Origin of the sequence: Sphingopyxis sp. MG, assembly GCF_002953155.1 — a bacterium.
GTDB lineage: Bacteria > Pseudomonadota > Alphaproteobacteria > Sphingomonadales > Sphingomonadaceae > Sphingopyxis > Sphingopyxis granuli.
The window spans coordinates 2,465,192-2,479,828 of record NZ_CP026381.1 but is presented as its reverse complement, the minus strand read 5'-3'; the positions used below and the strand labels follow the sequence as shown (position 1 = coordinate 2,479,828).

Here is a 14,637-nt window from a genome sequence, read left to right as displayed (position 1 = left end):
CAGTGGCAGGGGTCGCGGGAAACCGCGATGCGAAAGGGAGAAGGCACGGCATGGCCGCCGGGAGCAAGCGCGACGAGGGATTGGGCGATGCGGTCGTCCCGGCGGATGCGAGCGCGCTCGGCGATGCGCCGCGCATCCGCGCGATCCTGACCGACGCAGCGCGCGAGGGACGCCCCGTCAGCTATTCGGAGCTGCTCGGCGAACTGGGCTTCCGCTTCACCCGGCCCAAGATGCGCGCGGTGTGCCGGACATTGGCCGAGGTCGACCGGCTGTGCGCGCTCGACGGCGAGCCCGACCTCGCGGTGCTGGTGGTGCGCGAAAGCGACGGCCTGCCGGGGCAGGGCTGGTGGGTCGGCGGCACCGCGCTGCTTCTGGGCTATGACGGTCCGTGGGAGGGCGCCGCGGCGGCGCGCTTCATCAAGGAGCAGCAGCAGGACGTGTTCGATTATTGGGCGGAGCGGTGAGGGCGGCCAGTTTCGACCGATAGGAACCATCGCCACCCGCTTGCGCGGGGGCGAAGGCCTTGCATTGGATTTCGCGCAGAGGCGCAAAGATCGCAGAGGCGCGCGCGCTTCATCCTGCGATCTTCGCGCCTCTGCGCGAATTTCGGAGAATGCCGGGTATCAGCCGAAGCGCGATATTTCTTTTCTCGTCACCCTGAACTTGTTTTGGCAATTATCCCTTTTCGACAGGTGACTGTACCCCGGCGAAAGCCGGGGTCCATGCGAAGCAGCGCTTTGCCATCTGGACCCCGGCTTTCGCCGGGGAACGGCTCCTGACTTGCCGGAAGGGTATAGATGCCAACTTGTTTCAGAGCCTGCCCCGGACCCGATCCGGGGGTCCATGGTCTGCCTTTTCCTTCGGCGCGGCGCCGATTTCGAGTCCCGGCCATGGATGCTGAAACAAGTTCAGCATGACGAAGTTCAGAGGACGCACTCCGACATGGACCTCTGCTGACTGCGCCCTATGTCTTCAACCCGATCTCGCGCAGCCGCTCCTGAAGATAGGCGTCGGCGGTGATCGGCGTCGGATAGAGGTTCGGGTGCGCGGCATCGATGCAATTCTCCAGCGTCCGAATCGGATAGTCCGAACGGAAATGGAGGAAGAAGGGCATCGAATAGCGCGCGACGCCGGCGCGGCCGGCGTCGGGGTTGCGGACGCGGTGCGTGGTCGAGGGCAGGCGGTTGTTGGTCAGTCGCTGCAGCATGTCGCCGACATTGACCGCCATCGCGCCGGGCGGCGGCGCGACGGGCAGCCAGCTTCCGTCCTTGTCGAGGATTTCGAGCCCCGCCTCCTCGGCACCGAGCAGCAGCGTGATCGTGTTGATGTCCTCGTGCGCCTCGGCGCGGATGCCTTTCGCGGGCCCTTCGACCGGCGGATAGTGGAGCAGGCGCATCACGCTGTTGCCGTCCTGCACCGTCGCGTCGAAGAAATCGGGCGCGAGGTCCAGATAGCGCGCGATGCCGGAGAGCAGCCGGCCGCCGACGCGATCGAATTCGGCGAACAGCGTTTCGAAGGTGGTGCGAAAGCTCGGGACCTCGTCCGGCCAGACATTGTTCGGCTGCTGCGCGGCGAGCGGATGGCCTTCGGGCAGGTCGCGGCCGACGTGCCAGAATTCCTTGAGGTCGACCTCCTTCGCGCCCTTCGCGATTTCGACCCCGAAGGGCGTATAGCCGCGCGCGCCGCCCAGCCCGCCGAGATGATAGGCGCGCTTCGCCTCTTCGGGCAGCGCGAAGAACGCCCTGGCCTTTGTCCAGGCGGCGTCGATCAGCGCGGGGTCGATGCCGTGGTCGGTGATCATCGCGAAACCGAACCGCTCGAACGAAGCGCCGAAATCCTGCGCGAAGCGGTCCGCAGGCAGCGAAAGGGAGATGACGGGGACGGCGGCGGTCATGCTGTTGTATCCATTGTTCGATGCGTTGACGCGATGCCGATTGCCATGTTCGCGTCCCCTTGCGATCTAGGCTTTCCGCCGGTGCCGGGAAAGGGAAAAAGGCGGTTCCACCGTGCGCGCCGCTCGGCTAAGCCCCGGCCATGGGCAAGCAATATTGGCTGATGAAATCCGAACCCGACGTCTATGGCTGGGACGATCTCGTCAAGGACGGGACGGGAATCTGGGACGGCGTGCGCAATCACAGCGCCAAGCTGAACATGAAGGCGATGAAGGTCGGCGACGAGGCGCTCTTCTATCACAGCAACATCGGCAAGGCGTGCGTCGGGATCATGCGGATCACCGAGGAGAGTTTCCCCGATCCGACCGCAGAGGCGGGCTCGCCCTGGGTCGTGGTGCGCGTCGAGCCGGTGCGCGCGTTGGCGCATCCGGTAACGCTTGCGGCGATCAAGGCCGACCCGAAGCTTGCCGACATGGACCTTGTCCGCCTGTCGCGCCTGTCGGTCGGGCGCGTCACGCCCGATGAATGGGCGCATATCCTCAGGAAGTCGGAGCAGCCTGAGGGCTGATCCCGACGTCGGCGCCTACCGGCCGAGCTTGGTCTGGAGGTGGCTCGCGACCGACGGGTGCAGCGGCTCGACGAACTCGCAGCCGTAATTGTCGCCGGCGGCGCGGCGCACCACCGCCTCGCGCGGTTCGAGCCCCGGCAGGCTGACCCAGATGCGCCTGCCGACCGTCTGCCGCGAAAAGGTGAACATGCGGAACCCGGTCGACGACAGGTCGAACAGTTCGGCGTCGAACGGATTCTGCCCCGCTTCGCGAAAGCGCACGCGCCCGTCGATCGAGGCGCGCTCGGCGCGGCGTGTGTCGGTGGGAACGGCAAAGGCGTTGCGGTTCGGCACGGCGGATCGACCTTTCGAATGATTCGAACGTCTCCGGTCTAGCGATCCGATGGTTATCGCAAGGTCAACGGGCATGGTGAAACGGGCTGGTTAAGGCGGCGTTGGTCCCATTTCCATCCAATGCCCCGGACAGGCGGCGACCAGTCCGGCCGCATCGCGCCAGTCGGCGGTCAGCCAGCGGGCGTGATCCTCCGGATTCAGGATCACCGGCATCGCCTGCCCGCCGAGGCGCTCGACGAAGCTGTTGGGATCGGTGGCGAGCACCGCGAAGCAGGGCCAGTCCGCCGCGTCGCGCACTATGCCGGCGAAGGCGAAGAGCGGCCGGGCGCGGAGCGATATCCAGTGCTGGCGCCGCGCGCCGGCGGGGCCCGACCACAGCGCGAAGCTGGTTGCGGGGACGAGGCAGCGAAGCTCGGGATGCCGTAGCGTGCCGATCCAGAACGGGCTCGACAGGTTGCGGACGCTGGTGACGGGGCGCGTGCCCGACGCGGGCGGCGGAACGCCCCACAATCGCGGGCGCAGCCGCCACCGCGTCCCGCCGCGCCCGTCGCCGACGATCACCGGGGCCGGGCGGCCGGGCGCGACATAGTCGCCGGCCCATGGATCGTCGTCGGCCTCCGCCCCGAAGGCCGCGGCCATGCGGCTCGCCGGGGCGTCGAGGCGGTAGAGGTGCACGGGGGAGTCCTAGTCGGTGCCGCGCACGCGGCCGCGGCCCGCCTTCACCGCGCTGCGCGCCTTCTTGCTGTCGACGCGCCGCGCCCTGGCGGCCTTGCTGGGCTTCGTCTTGATCCGCCGTTCGGGACGAACCAGCGCGGCGTCGATCAGCTCGCCGAGGCGTTCGCGCGCGTCGGCGCGGTTCGCCTCCTGGGTGCGGAAGCGGCGCGCGAGGATGACCAGTTCGCCGTCGGCGGTCAGCCGGCTCCCGGCGAGCGTCCTGAGCCGGCGGTACGCATCGGGGGGCAGGCCGAGCGCGAAAACGTCGACACGCAACTGGCACGCGGTGGCGACCTTGTTGACATTCTGTCCGCCGGGGCCGGAGCCGGCGAGAAAGCGTTCGGAGATCGCGCTTTCGGGGATGTCAGCCACGGGTCGGCGCCGCGCCTTCGGGCGCCGCGAAGCCCAGCGCGGCGAAGCGGTCGGGGAAGGGCGCCTCGGCGACGATGGGCGGCTTGACGTCACGTTCGACGACCAGCCGCTCGGCGTGGAGCAGGGTGCGATCGCTCTTCCGGCCGCGGCCATAGACGGGATCGCCGAGGATCGCGAAGCCGAGCCCTTCGAGCGCATGAACGCGAAGCTGGTGGGTGCGGCCCGTTTCGGGGCGAAAGCGAAGCAGCGCACGGCCGTCCGCGACGGCGAGCTTTTCCCAGTGCGACACCGACGGCTTGCCCTTCGGGTCGCCGATCATCCGCCAGCCCGTCTCCGCGCTCGACGTCTTGGCGAGCGGCAGGTCGATCGTGCCGCTGTCGCCAGCGGGCACGCCGTCGAGGATCGCCAGATAGCGTTTCTCGACCGCGCGCGCCTCGAAAGCCCGGGTGAAGCGGCCGTGCGCCTTGGGATTGCGCGCGAGCAGCAGGCAGCCCGAGGTGTCGCGGTCGAGCCGGTGGACGGGCAGCGGCCAGCGCCGGAAGCCGAAGCGCAGGCTGTCGAGATGATTCTCGAGGCTGAGGCTGCCGTCGCGCGGCGGATCGACCGGCAGGCCTTCGGGCTTGTCGATGACGAGGGCCTCGCCGTCGAGGAACAGGACATGGTCGGACAGCAGCATCGCCGCGCTATAGGCGAAGCGGCCGGGTGCGCCAAGGTCGCTGAAATCTATTGCTCCGCACCGAAAGCATAGGCGTCCATCGCGAGCACCGCATAGGTGACGCTGTCGTGCAACCGCCTGGCGTGGAGGCCATCGTCTTCCGCGCCCGCGCCCATCGCGACGAACAGCGGCAGGATATGATCGGGCGTCGGATGATTGTCGCGGCCGTGCGGTGCGCGTTCGACCGCGTGCAGCAGGTCGTCGACGGCGTTCGCGGCCATGCGGTCGGCGATCCAGTCGGTGAACGCCGTCACCCAGGGCGCCGCCGGGGCGTCGATCGGCGGGCGTGCGGAAAAATAGGCGCGGAGATTGTGGGTGATGCTGCCCGATCCGACGATCAGCACCCCGTCGTCGCGCAGCGGAGCGAGCGCCTGCCCCAGCGCATAATGCCATTCGGGCGGCGCGTGGGAGGCGATCGAAAGCTGGACGACGGGAATGTCGGCATCGGGGTAGAGCAGTGAAAGCGGCATCCAGGCGCCATGATCGAGCCCGCGCTCCGCATCGACCGTGACGGCGAGGCCGTGAGCGGCGAGGCGATCGGCGATGCGCCGTGCCAGCGCGGGATCGCCCGGCGCGGGATAGCGCAACGCGAAAAGCGCATCGGGAAAGCCGCCGAAGTCGTGGATCGTCGGCGGCCGGGGCGATGCGGTGACGGTCGCGCGGCCGCCTTCCTGCGCGGCGTCGTGATGCGCCGACACGGCGAGGATCGCGCGGGGGCGCGGCAGACGGATGCCCAGTCCGGCGAGGAAATCCCGCGCCGGACTGGGCTCAAGCGCCATCATCGGCGAGCCGTGCGAAAGGAACAGGCTCGGCAGACGGCGCATCGGGTCAGGCCGCCAGCTTCGCGGCGGTGCGCGCCACGCGTTCGCCCAGATAGCGCGCGCCGCCGAGGTCGGCTTCGCTCGGCTGGCGCGACCCGTCGCCGTTGGCGATCGTCGTCGCGCCATAGGGCGCGCCGCCCTTGACCTCTTCGACACCCATCTGGCCCGCATAGCCATAATCGAGCCCGACGATCGTCAGGCCGAAGTGCAGCAGGTTGGTGATGATGTTGAACAGCGTCGTTTCCTGTCCGCCATGCTGCGTCGCCGACGAGGTGAAGGCGGCGCCGACCTTGCCGGTCAGCAGGCCCTGCGCCCAGACGCTGCCGGCGGTATCCCAGAAACTCGCCATCTGGCTCGACATGCGGCCGAAGCGCGTCGGCGTGCCGACGACGATCGCGTCATAGTTCGCCAGTTCCTTGGGGTCGCTGAGCAGCGGGTGCGCGGTGTCGGTCTTGAAGCCGGCGGCCTGGACGACCGCTTCGGGCGCGGTTTCCGCGACACGGCGGATATCGACCTCGGCGCCCGCGGCGCGCGCGCCTTCGGCCACCGCGTCGGCCATCGTCTCGATATGCCCATAGCTCGAATAATAAAGCACCAGAACCTTTGCCATCTTCCTTGTCCTTTCAGTCGGCCTTGAAAAAAGAGGGGTGGGCCGCCGCCGGGGGAGGGGGATTGGCGGCGGCCCGAAGCTCCCCTCCCGAAGGCGGGAGGGGAGCGGGGGGGAGCTAGAGGCTGTCGACGAGCACCAGTTCGGCGTCGTCGATCGCCTCGACCTCGATCCGGGCGACGTCGCGGATCGCGATGCCGTCGCGCGGATCGGCATCCGTGCCGTTGACGCGGATGCGGCCCTTGGCGGCGACCAGATAGGCGTGGCGTCCGGCGCCGAGGTCATAGACGACGCGGTCGCCCGCGCTCACCGTCGCCGCCGCGACGCGGGCGTCGGCACGGATTGGCAGGGCCCCGAAACTTTCGCCGTCGCCCTCGATCCCGCTCGCCACGGTCACGAACCGGCCCGAACGGTCGGCCTTGGGAAATTCGCGCTGACCCCAGCCGGGCGCGCCGCCCGGACGATCGGGGATGATCCAGATCTGGAACAGCGTCGTTTCCTCGTCCTCGAGGTTGAACTCGCTGTGCGTGACCCCGGTGCCTGCGCTCATCACCTGGACGTCGCCCGCCGCGGTGCGGCCGCTGTTGCCCATGCTGTCGCGGTGGCTGATCGCGCCGGTGCGGACATAGGTGATGATCTCCATGTCGCGGTGCGGGTGCGGGGGAAAGCCCGACTGCGCCGCGATGGCGTCGTCGTTCCAGACGCGCAGCGCGCCCCAGCCCATCCGGCCCTCGTCATGATAGTTGGCGAAGGAGAAGTGGTGGCGGGCATCGAGCCAGCCGTGGTCGGCGTGGCCCAGCGTATCGAACTTGCGGATATCGATCATGGCCTTGTCCTTTCATCGTCCTTTCATCGCCGCCACGGGCCATATGTCCCGGCGGCCTTTCGTGTTGCAGCCAAGATAGCGATGGCGATCGTTTCTGGAATAGCGTAGATGGAAAACGATCGTTTCCGAATTTGGGGTATTGATGGCGCTTCCCGATTATGAAGGCTGGGCCTGTTTCGCCGCTGTGGCCGACAGCGGCAGCTTCACGGCCGCGGCGGGGGCGCTCGGTCTGTCGAAGGCGAGCGTGTCGAAGGCGGTGAGCCGGCTCGAGGCGTCGCTCGGCATCACCCTGCTGCACCGCAGCTCGCGCTCTGTGACGGTGTCGACGGCGGGGGAGGGGCTGCTCGGCGAAGCGCGCGCGATGGTCGCGGCGGCGACGGCGGCGACCGAGGCGGCGCGCGGCGACCGGCTCGACCTTGCGGGGCCGGTCAGGCTCGCGGCGCCGATGAGCTTCGGCATCAAGGTGCTCGGCCCGCCGCTCGCCGCTTTCCTCGAACGCCATCCCGCGGTCGAGATCGAGGTGGCGCTGAGCGACGCGCGCCAGGACCTCATCGCCGAAGGCATCGATCTTGCGCTGCGGATCGCGCCGCTCGCCGATTCCAGTCTGCTCGTGCGCACGATCGCGCCGGTCGCGGCGTCGGTGCTGGCAAGCCCCGCCTATCTCGCGAGCCACGGCACGCCGCGGCATCCGCTCGACCTCGGCGGGCATCGGCTGATCGGCTACGGCCATCGCGAGCGCGCCGCGCCGCTTCGGTTCCATCGGGCGCGCGAAGAAGCGACGGTCCTGCCGACGGGGCCGCTGTTCGCGAACAACGGCGATGTCATGGTCCCGCTGCTCGTCGCGGGTGGCGGCATCGCGGTGCTGCCCGACTTCATCGTGGAGGAGGCGCTGGCGTCGGGCGCGCTGGTGAAGATCCTGACCGACTGGTCGCTTCCGCAAGCCTATCTCCACCTGCTTTCGCCGCCCTCGCGCCTCCGCCCCGCGCGCGTGCGGGCGTTGTCGGACTATCTCGTCGAGGCGCTGAAGCTGTCGTGCGCGGGGCGCGACTCGCGGGAATCCGGCGATTAAATCAAAATTAACCTTTTCCCTTCATTGCTTTCATGGTTAATGTTCCGGCAGTCCTGCAAACAGGGGTCGGCCGGGGGCGTCACGATAGCCGGCGGACAGGTCGCGGGATGATCGTGGGAAACAGGTTAAGGGGTGCCCAATGCGCGTACTGCTGATCGAGGACGAGCCGACGACCGCCAAGGCGATCGATACGATGCTGACGACCGAGGGCTTCAACGTCTACACGACCGATCTGGGCGAGGAAGGCCTCGATCTGGGCAAGCTCTATGATTACGACATCATCCTGCTCGACCTGAACCTGCCCGACATGCACGGCTATGACGTGCTCAAGAAATTGCGCACCGCGAAGGTGCAGACACCGGTGCTGATCCTGTCGGGCATTTCGGAAATGGATTCGAAGGTGCGCTCGTTCGGCTTCGGCGCCGACGATTATGTCACCAAGCCCTTCCACCGCGACGAGTTGGTCGCCCGCATCCATGCGGTCGTCCGCCGCTCGAAGGGGCACAGCCAGAGCGTTATCAAGACCGGCAAGCTCGCGGTCAATCTCGACACCAAGACGGTCGAGGTCGACGGCGTCCGCGTCCATTTGACCGGCAAGGAATATCAGATGCTGGAGCTGCTTTCGCTCCGCAAGGGCACGACGCTGACCAAGGAGATGTTCCTGAATCATCTCTACGGCGGCATGGACGAGCCCGAACTCAAGATCATCGACGTCTTCATCTGCAAGCTGCGCAAGAAGCTGGCGCTCGCCTGCGGCGGCGAAAACTACATCGAGACGGTCTGGGGCCGCGGCTATGTGCTACGCGACATCGACGAGGAAGGCAACGAAGTGCGCCGCGTCGCCTGACGCCGCATCGCTACAGGGCAAAGGGGGACCCGGCGCGGAGCGATCCGCGCCGGTTTTTTTGTGCTCGTGTACTTAGCGGCTGCGCCCGTAGTGGCCGGGAAGCTTGGTCGTCAGCCCCAGGCCGGGCCGCCATGTCGACAGCCGCGGCGCGGGGACGATCTGGAAATCGGCCTTGGCGTCCGCGGTGACGAGCTGATCGCCGTGCGCCGCGCGCAGCCGGACGGTTTCGATCGGCTGGTCGGTCTGGATGCCGAATTTCCGGTCCGCGACCCAGCGCACGGTGCCGAGCATCGGATCGTGCCCCGGCATGAAGATCGTCATCCGCTCGCCGATTTCGAGCGGATAGGGACCCTGCCCCCCGATACCATGTTCGGACACGTTGCGGATCGTGACGTCGAACCGGCCGAGCCGCTGGCACCCGAGCGCAGCCTTCACCAGCCGCGACTGACGCGGTCGGCGTTTCTCGGCTGGAGCCGTCGAGGCGGGGGCCTCTGGATGCGGCATGGTGCGACCCGATACTGCCGCCCGACCCCCACGTCCGGCGGTAATTATGGTCCCGTTTCAGGCTCTAAAGGAAGAAGGTAAATTTTCATATAGCGACGCGGGCGGCGGCGGCCGGGCCGCCGCACGGCGACAACGGCCCACCGCGCGCCGAAAAGCGCCGGTGGGCCGAGCGCGACGAAGCGTCAGCGGCGCAGGCCCGAGACGTCGAGGTCATGGACGCGGCCATAGCGCACGTCGCAACTGAACTTGCCCTTGTCATAGGATCCGCCGCGGCCCCAACGGCCATAGCCGTCGCGCACCACCAGCCGGCCCTTGATCTTGTAGCCGTCGCGCTTGCGATCGATCCGCGTCACCTCGGTCACGTCGGCGCGGCCATAGCGGCTCGCGCGGCGCTGCACGGCGTTGACGCACTGGTTCACCGCACTGCGGCTGTCGCCATAGCGGCGATAGTCATAGCCGTAACCATGGCGAGGGTCGTCGTAGCGGCCGCGATACCGGCTGTCGTATCGATCGTAGCGGTCGTTGCCGGACGCGAGGATCGCGGCCAGCCCGCCGAGCACCACCGCACCGGCGATGATTTCGCCCGCGCCGATGCCGTCATCGTGGCGGTCGCGCGCGACCACGGGCGTGGCGCTCAGCATGGCGCCCGCGGCGACTGTCCCGATCACGGCCTTGGTCCAGGCCGGGACGGTCCGGGGGAGGGGTGTCCGGGTCATATTCGGTCTCCTTCACACGAGGCAGCGGTCGCTGCCTGTTGGAGCCCTTGTAGAGCCGCTGCGGTGACGCGGCCCTGAACTTCCTGCTTATCTGGGGTTCAGTCTTGGACCCGCGCCCGGCGCCCGCCGCGAACTGCGGTGCCGTTCGAAAAGCGGCGCGCCGGGGAACGGGCCTTTGTTCGTGTGAAGGAGATATGCGCCGAAAGCCCGACGCAAAAGGGCGCCGATATCGGCTCAGCCGAAGCTGACGTCGATGACGCGGCCGTTCCGGTAGCTGCAGCCGAAACTGCGCACCTCGCCGCCCAGGCGTGACGCGGTGCCCGTGACATACCAGCCGTCGCCGCCGTTGGCCGGCCGGGTGTCGGTGATGCTGTCGACGCGGGCGTCGTCGCCCATCTCGCCCTCGACCGCCCAGCTGCAGGCATCGGCGGCGCGCGCTTCGGCTTCGCCGCTGCCATAGGCGCGCGGCGCGTCGTCGCGGCGCGATTCATAGCGCGGCATGTCGCGCGGATCGTCACGATAGGGCGGTTCGTAGCGATCGTCGCGGTTACGCCGATCGCGGCCGTCCCGGCTCGCGGCGCTGGCGATGGCGGCGATCGCGCCGATGACGAACAGCCCGCCGATCACGTCGCCGGCGTCGATCCGGTCGTGGTGGCGATAGCCCCAGCCTCCGCCGCCCCAGCCGCCATGGCGGCTGCGCGCCTCGGCGGGCGTGGCGGACAGGCCGACCGAGGTCAGGACGATGGCGGTGGCGGTCGCAAGGCTGGTCAGCTTACGCATCGGCTACGCTCCTTGGCGGGCAGGGGGATGGCGCCCGCGATCACCGCCCGCCTTAGGCGGCCGATGCTTTCGCGTCGCTGAACTGCCCTCGATACGCGGCGACCCGATTGCGCGCGAACGCTCTTTCTCAGCAGACGCAGCGCGGCTTGGGTTTCGGTTTCCAGCGCTTCTTGGCGACGACGCGCTTCTTCACCGGGACCGTTTCATAATAGGTGCGCGTGCTCGTTTCGACGCGTTCGGTCACCACCGGCGGGCCGTTGATGATCGTCGTCACCACCACGCCCGGCGTGTAATAGCCGTATCCATAGCCATAGCCGTAACCGTGCTGATAGGCGCCGCCCTGGTAATAGCCCCCGCGGCTCGCCCGCCATGCCTCGCACCGCTGGCGATCCGCGGCATCGCCGATCGCGGCGCCCGCGATCGCACCGAGCCCGCCGCCGATCAGCGTTCCCGCGGTGCGATTGCCGCGGCCGGCGATGCGATTGCCCGCGATGCCACCCACGACGCCGCCGACAACCGCACCGCCCACTGTGCCCCCCTGGCCGCAGCGCCGTTGCATCTCTTCCTCATAGGCATGGTCGTATCCGCCATAATAAGGCGCATAGCCGGGCGGCGGGGGCGGATAATCGACGCCCGCGCCCGGCCGGCCTTCGACCGAGCCTTCGTAGCTGCCATGATAGCGCCGCCCGTCGGGCGCTTCATAGGTGCCGTCCCAGGTGCCGGTCCAGCGTCCCTCGGCGTCATAGCTGCCGCGAAAGACCGTGCCGGGCGGCGGCGGCGGATAATCGCCGCCGCGATACTCGACCTCGCTCGGCACGCGATCGGGATAGCCGGTGTAGACGCGCGTGTCGGTCGCGGTGGGCACGCCATATTCGAGCGATGGCGACGGAGCGGGCGCCTCCGTGCTGTTGGCGCGCCCTGCAAGCAGCAGCGACCCCGCGGCGACCCCGAGCAACAAGATGGTGCGCATGCCAAATCCCCTTTCCCGGCGGCAATCCGCCATTGGTTAACAGGATGTTAGCAAAATCGAGGCTTGTTCGCGAATCCGTTTACCCTGATCCGCGCGTCCCATTTTGGGCCAATGTCAGCCCGCGAGCGCCGGCGCGACGCGGGCGATCAGCGCCTCGGCACCCGCCTGATCCTCGGGCGCGAAGCGGCCCGGATGGGGGCTGTCGAGATCGAGGACGCCGACCAGCCGGTCCGCGACGACGATCGGCACGACCAGTTCGCTGCGGCTCGCCGCGTCGCAGGCGATGTGGCCGGCAAAGGCCTGCACGTCGGCGACGCGCTGCGTCGCGCGCAGCCGCGCGGCGGCACCGCACACCCCCCTGTCGAGCGGGATGCGGATGCACGCCGCCTTGCCCTGGAACGGCCCCAGCACCAGCTCGCGACCGTCGAAGCGATAGAAGCCCGCCCAGTTGAGGTCGGGGATCGCCTGCCAGACCAGCGCCGCGACGTTCGCCATGTTGCGATGCCGTCGGTTTCGCCCGCCACCAGCGCCGCGGCGGCGTCGGCCACCTCGGTCCACAGCATCGCGGGATCGGTCGCGGAAAAGGAGAAGGCGTGCGACATGTGCGTTCTTTCGGAGTGAGGCAGCGTTATTCGACGGCCAGCCCGGTCCATTTGGCGGCGAAGGCATATTTGTCGGCGGCCTCTGCGATGATCTTGTCGGTCGGCTTGCCCGATCCGTGGCCGGCGCGCGTTTCGATGCGGATCAGGTGCGGCTTCGGCCCGATATCGGCGTGCTGCAACTGGGCGGTATATTTGAAGCTGTGCCCCGGCACGACGCGGTCGTCGGTGTCGGCGGTGGTGACGAGGATCGCCGGATAGGCGGTGCCGCCCCGGATATTGTGATAGGGCGAATAGCCGAGCAGATTCCGGAAATCGCTCTCCCGCGACGGATAGCCATAGTCGTCGACCCAATAGCGCCCGGCGGTGAAGCGGTCGAAGCGCAGCATGTCCATCACGCCGACCGCGGGCAGCGCGGCGGCGAACAGGTCGGGGCGCTGGTTGGTGACGGCGCCGACGAGCAGACCGCCGTTCGACCCGCCCTCGATCGCCAGCTTGCCCTGGCCGGCGATCCCCTCTGCGATCAGATATTCGCCCGCGGCGATGAAATCGTCGAAGACATTCTGCTTGTTGGCGAGGCGGCCGGCGTCGTGCCACGCCTTCCCATATTCGCCGCCGCCGCGCAGGTTGGCGATCGCGAGCACACCGCCCTTGTCGACCCAGGCGAGCCGCGTCGGCGAAAAGGCAGGGGTCAGCGACACGTTGAAGCCGCCATAGCCGTACAGCAGGGTCGGCGAGCCCTGCGACCGGTCGATGCCCTTCTTCTGGATGACGAACATCGGCACCTCGGTGCCGTCCTTCGACTTGTAGAAGCGCTGCTCGACCGCGAACTGCTTCGGGTCGAAGGTGAGCTTCGGCGCCGCGAAGACGTCGGTCTTTCCGCTCACCGTGTCGAGCCGGTAGATGGTCGTCGGCTGGGCGAAGCTGGAAAAGGCGTAGAAGGTCTCTGGGTCGCCCGGCTTGCCGCCGAAGCCCGCCGCCGATCCGATCGCGGCCAGATTGATGTTCGCGACCGGCTTGCCGTCGAGCGCGACCATCCGCGCCTCGGACTTCGCGTCGCCGAGGTAGGAGAGGATCAGGCGGTCGCCGACGCGCGAGGCGCCGACCAGCGTCGCCTCCTGCTGCGGGACGATCTCGGTCAGGGCGCCGGGCTTGCGGATGTCGAGCGAGACGATGCGCTGGCGCGGCGCGTCCCTGTTGGTGACGAAGGTGAACCGCGGGCCCTGGTTGGTCACATATTCCCAATTGTTCGCGAAGTCGTCGACCAGCGCGATCGCCTTGCCGCCCTTCACCGGGTGGAGCGTCAGCGCATAGCGCTCGTCGGTCCCCTCCGACGAGACGACGAGCACATATTTGCCGTCGTCGGTGACGCGCGTGCTGTGGTTCAGCTTCGGCTGATCGGGGCTCGCGTGGATCAGCACATCGGCGCTTTGCGGCGTGCCGAGCTTGTGGAAATAGACGGCGTGATTTTCGTTGAGCGACTGGAACGCCTCGCCCGCCTGCGGTTCGGGGAAGCGTGAATAATAGAAACCGCTGCCGTCCTTCGCCCAGTCGAGCGACGAGAATTTGACCCAGCGGATCTCGTCGGGGGTGTCGGCGCCGGTCGCGACGTCCATGACGCGCACGATGCGCCAGTCGGTGCCGCCGTCCTGCACCGCATAGAGCAGATACCGGCCGTCCTCCGACGGTTCCCATTCGGCCAGTGCGGTCGCACCGTCCTTCGCCCAGCCGTTGGGGTCGATCAGGACGCGGCCTTCGCCCGCCAGTCCGTCGCGGACATGGAGCACCGCCTGCGGCTGGAGCCCGTCGTTGCGCGTATAGAAATAGCGGGTACCCGCCTTGCGCGGCAGGCCGAAGCGCTCGTAATTGTAGAGCTCGGTCATCCGCTTCGCGAAAATGTCGCGGCCGGGCAGCGTGTCGAGATAGGCGTCGGTGACCTTGTTCTGCGCCGCGACCCAGTCGGCGACCTTCGGCGCGACGCGGACGTCGTCTTCCAGCCAGCGATAGGGATCGGCGACGGTCACGCCGAACTGCGTGTCGGCGGTGCCGTCGCGTTCGGTCGCCGGATAGGCGAGCCCGCTTGCAGGCGCCGCCGCGTCGGTCGCCCCGGCCGCTCCCGGCGTCATGAGCAGGGCAACCAGCGCCAGCGGCGCGGACAGGCTTTTGCGGTGCATGGCAAGGCGATCCTCATCGTGTCGGGAAACAATCTTGCGTCCCTATGAAACCATCGGCCCATGGCGGGCAAGGGGAATCGGGTGGGATGCGAACCTGAAGCCTGATCACCTTGGACTCTGATGACATTAG

17 protein-coding genes and 1 pseudogene are annotated in these 14,637 nt (G+C 68.1%); 4 read left to right on the top strand and 14 right to left on the bottom strand.

The window, feature by feature from the left end:
* The first annotated feature begins 50 nt into the window (after positions 1-50).
* Entirely contained in the window at positions 51-464 is a 414-nt protein-coding gene (locus C3E99_RS11445; protein ID WP_076076462.1) for a ribose-phosphate pyrophosphokinase, read from the top strand.
* Between the two features lie 500 nt (positions 465-964).
* On the opposite strand, the gene C3E99_RS11440 is transcribed toward C3E99_RS11445, so the two are convergent.
* Positions 965-1,894 (bottom strand): isopenicillin N synthase family dioxygenase, encoded by a 930-nt coding sequence (locus C3E99_RS11440; RefSeq protein ID WP_104959800.1) that lies wholly within the window; start codon positions 1,892-1,894, stop codon positions 965-967.
* 140 nt (positions 1,895-2,034) lie between these two features.
* Between C3E99_RS11440 and C3E99_RS11435 the strand changes: the two genes are divergently transcribed.
* The gene (locus tag C3E99_RS11435) at positions 2,035-2,460 is read left to right on the top strand and encodes an EVE domain-containing protein (RefSeq protein WP_067112435.1); all 426 of its coding nucleotides are present in this window, start codon (positions 2,035-2,037) and stop codon (positions 2,458-2,460) included.
* Positions 2,461-2,475: 15 nt separating this feature from the next.
* Here C3E99_RS11435 and C3E99_RS11430 read toward each other — a convergent pair whose 3' ends face one another.
* From C3E99_RS11430 to C3E99_RS11400, 7 genes are all read right to left on the bottom strand, one after another.
* Complete coding sequence (locus C3E99_RS11430; protein ID WP_158682261.1) at positions 2,476-2,793, bottom strand: PilZ domain-containing protein; 318 nt, start codon at positions 2,791-2,793, stop codon at positions 2,476-2,478.
* Between the two features lie 90 nt (positions 2,794-2,883).
* The gene (locus C3E99_RS11425) at positions 2,884-3,468 is read right to left on the bottom strand and encodes an SOS response-associated peptidase family protein (RefSeq protein WP_158682259.1); all 585 of its coding nucleotides are present in this window, start codon (positions 3,466-3,468) and stop codon (positions 2,884-2,886) included.
* A gap of 9 nt (positions 3,469-3,477) precedes the next feature.
* A complete protein-coding gene (arfB, locus tag C3E99_RS11420) occupies positions 3,478-3,879 on the bottom strand; it encodes an alternative ribosome rescue aminoacyl-tRNA hydrolase ArfB (protein WP_067112444.1) in 402 nt (133 codons plus the stop codon).
* Complete coding sequence (locus C3E99_RS11415; RefSeq protein ID WP_104959798.1) at positions 3,872-4,555, bottom strand: RluA family pseudouridine synthase; 684 nt, start codon at positions 4,553-4,555, stop codon at positions 3,872-3,874. Before C3E99_RS11415 ends, arfB begins: the two co-directional genes overlap by 8 nt.
* Positions 4,556-4,602: 47 nt before the next feature.
* A complete protein-coding gene (locus C3E99_RS11410; RefSeq protein ID WP_076076449.1) occupies positions 4,603-5,418 on the bottom strand; it encodes a DODA-type extradiol aromatic ring-opening family dioxygenase in 816 nt (271 codons plus the stop codon).
* A 4-nt stretch (positions 5,419-5,422) separates the two neighbouring features.
* Positions 5,423-6,025: an NAD(P)H:quinone oxidoreductase gene (wrbA, locus tag C3E99_RS11405; protein WP_076076446.1), complete on the bottom strand. Its 603-nt coding sequence runs from the start codon at positions 6,023-6,025 to the stop codon at positions 5,423-5,425.
* A 115-nt stretch (positions 6,026-6,140) separates the two neighbouring features.
* Positions 6,141-6,848, bottom strand: a complete 708-nt coding sequence (locus C3E99_RS11400) for a pirin family protein (protein ID WP_076076444.1) — start codon at positions 6,846-6,848, stop codon at positions 6,141-6,143.
* Positions 6,849-6,990: 142 nt separating this feature from the next.
* Between C3E99_RS11400 and C3E99_RS11395 the strand changes: the two genes are divergently transcribed.
* Positions 6,991-7,917, top strand: a complete 927-nt coding sequence (locus C3E99_RS11395) for a LysR family transcriptional regulator (protein ID WP_076076441.1) — start codon at positions 6,991-6,993, stop codon at positions 7,915-7,917.
* A 139-nt stretch (positions 7,918-8,056) separates the two neighbouring features.
* The gene (gene ctrA / locus C3E99_RS11390) at positions 8,057-8,764 is read left to right on the top strand and encodes a response regulator transcription factor CtrA (RefSeq protein WP_003040277.1); all 708 of its coding nucleotides are present in this window, start codon (positions 8,057-8,059) and stop codon (positions 8,762-8,764) included.
* 72 nt (positions 8,765-8,836) lie between these two features.
* Here the strand turns inward: ctrA and C3E99_RS11385 are convergent, their stop codons facing one another.
* The 6 genes and pseudogenes from C3E99_RS11385 to C3E99_RS11360 form a co-directional block, all read right to left on the bottom strand.
* Positions 8,837-9,268 (bottom strand): PilZ domain-containing protein, encoded by a 432-nt coding sequence (locus C3E99_RS11385; RefSeq protein WP_076076439.1) that lies wholly within the window; start codon positions 9,266-9,268, stop codon positions 8,837-8,839.
* 182 nt (positions 9,269-9,450) lie between these two features.
* Positions 9,451-9,984, bottom strand: a complete 534-nt coding sequence (locus C3E99_RS11380; RefSeq protein WP_076076436.1) for a hypothetical protein — start codon at positions 9,982-9,984, stop codon at positions 9,451-9,453.
* A gap of 234 nt (positions 9,985-10,218) precedes the next feature.
* Positions 10,219-10,764 carry a hypothetical protein gene (locus tag C3E99_RS11375; protein ID WP_076076434.1) on the bottom strand — a complete coding sequence of 182 codons (546 nt, stop codon included), beginning with the start codon at positions 10,762-10,764 and terminating at the stop codon, positions 10,219-10,221.
* A 127-nt stretch (positions 10,765-10,891) separates the two neighbouring features.
* Positions 10,892-11,734, bottom strand: a complete 843-nt coding sequence (locus C3E99_RS11370) for a glycine zipper 2TM domain-containing protein (RefSeq protein ID WP_076076431.1) — start codon at positions 11,732-11,734, stop codon at positions 10,892-10,894.
* Positions 11,735-11,848: 114 nt separating this feature from the next.
* Positions 11,849-12,297, bottom strand: a pseudogene (locus C3E99_RS11365) (GAF domain-containing protein).
* A 65-nt stretch (positions 12,298-12,362) separates the two neighbouring features.
* Positions 12,363-14,507: a prolyl oligopeptidase family serine peptidase gene (locus C3E99_RS11360; protein ID WP_076076426.1), complete on the bottom strand. Its 2,145-nt coding sequence runs from the start codon at positions 14,505-14,507 to the stop codon at positions 12,363-12,365.
* Positions 14,508-14,637 lie beyond the last annotated feature (130 nt).

What these genes read in the sequence shown, in the direction of transcription:
- ctrA (WP_003040277.1), top strand. Translation starts at nt 8,057, where the DNA reads ATGCGCGTACTGCTGATCGAGGACGAGCCGACGACCGCCAAGGCGATC.
- C3E99_RS11370 (WP_076076431.1), bottom strand. Translation starts at nt 11,734, where the DNA reads ATGCGCACCATCTTGTTGCTCGGGGTCGCCGCGGGGTCGCTGCTGCTT.
- C3E99_RS11415 (WP_104959798.1), bottom strand. Translation starts at nt 4,555, where the DNA reads ATGCTGCTGTCCGACCATGTCCTGTTCCTCGACGGCGAGGCCCTCGTC.
- C3E99_RS11435 (WP_067112435.1), top strand. Translation starts at nt 2,035, where the DNA reads ATGGGCAAGCAATATTGGCTGATGAAATCCGAACCCGACGTCTATGGC.
- C3E99_RS11410 (WP_076076449.1), bottom strand. Translation starts at nt 5,418, where the DNA reads ATGCGCCGTCTGCCGAGCCTGTTCCTTTCGCACGGCTCGCCGATGATG.
- C3E99_RS11400 (WP_076076444.1), bottom strand. Translation starts at nt 6,848, where the DNA reads ATGATCGATATCCGCAAGTTCGATACGCTGGGCCACGCCGACCACGGC.
- C3E99_RS11380 (WP_076076436.1), bottom strand. Translation starts at nt 9,984, where the DNA reads ATGACCCGGACACCCCTCCCCCGGACCGTCCCGGCCTGGACCAAGGCC.
- wrbA (WP_076076446.1), bottom strand. Translation starts at nt 6,025, where the DNA reads ATGGCAAAGGTTCTGGTGCTTTATTATTCGAGCTATGGGCATATCGAG.
- C3E99_RS11385 (WP_076076439.1), bottom strand. Translation starts at nt 9,268, where the DNA reads ATGCCGCATCCAGAGGCCCCCGCCTCGACGGCTCCAGCCGAGAAACGC.
- C3E99_RS11360 (WP_076076426.1), bottom strand. Translation starts at nt 14,507, where the DNA reads ATGCACCGCAAAAGCCTGTCCGCGCCGCTGGCGCTGGTTGCCCTGCTC.
- C3E99_RS11440 (WP_104959800.1), bottom strand. Translation starts at nt 1,894, where the DNA reads ATGACCGCCGCCGTCCCCGTCATCTCCCTTTCGCTGCCTGCGGACCGC.
- C3E99_RS11395 (WP_076076441.1), top strand. Translation starts at nt 6,991, where the DNA reads ATGGCGCTTCCCGATTATGAAGGCTGGGCCTGTTTCGCCGCTGTGGCC.
- C3E99_RS11375 (WP_076076434.1), bottom strand. Translation starts at nt 10,764, where the DNA reads ATGCGTAAGCTGACCAGCCTTGCGACCGCCACCGCCATCGTCCTGACC.
- C3E99_RS11445 (WP_076076462.1), top strand. Translation starts at nt 51, where the DNA reads ATGGCCGCCGGGAGCAAGCGCGACGAGGGATTGGGCGATGCGGTCGTC.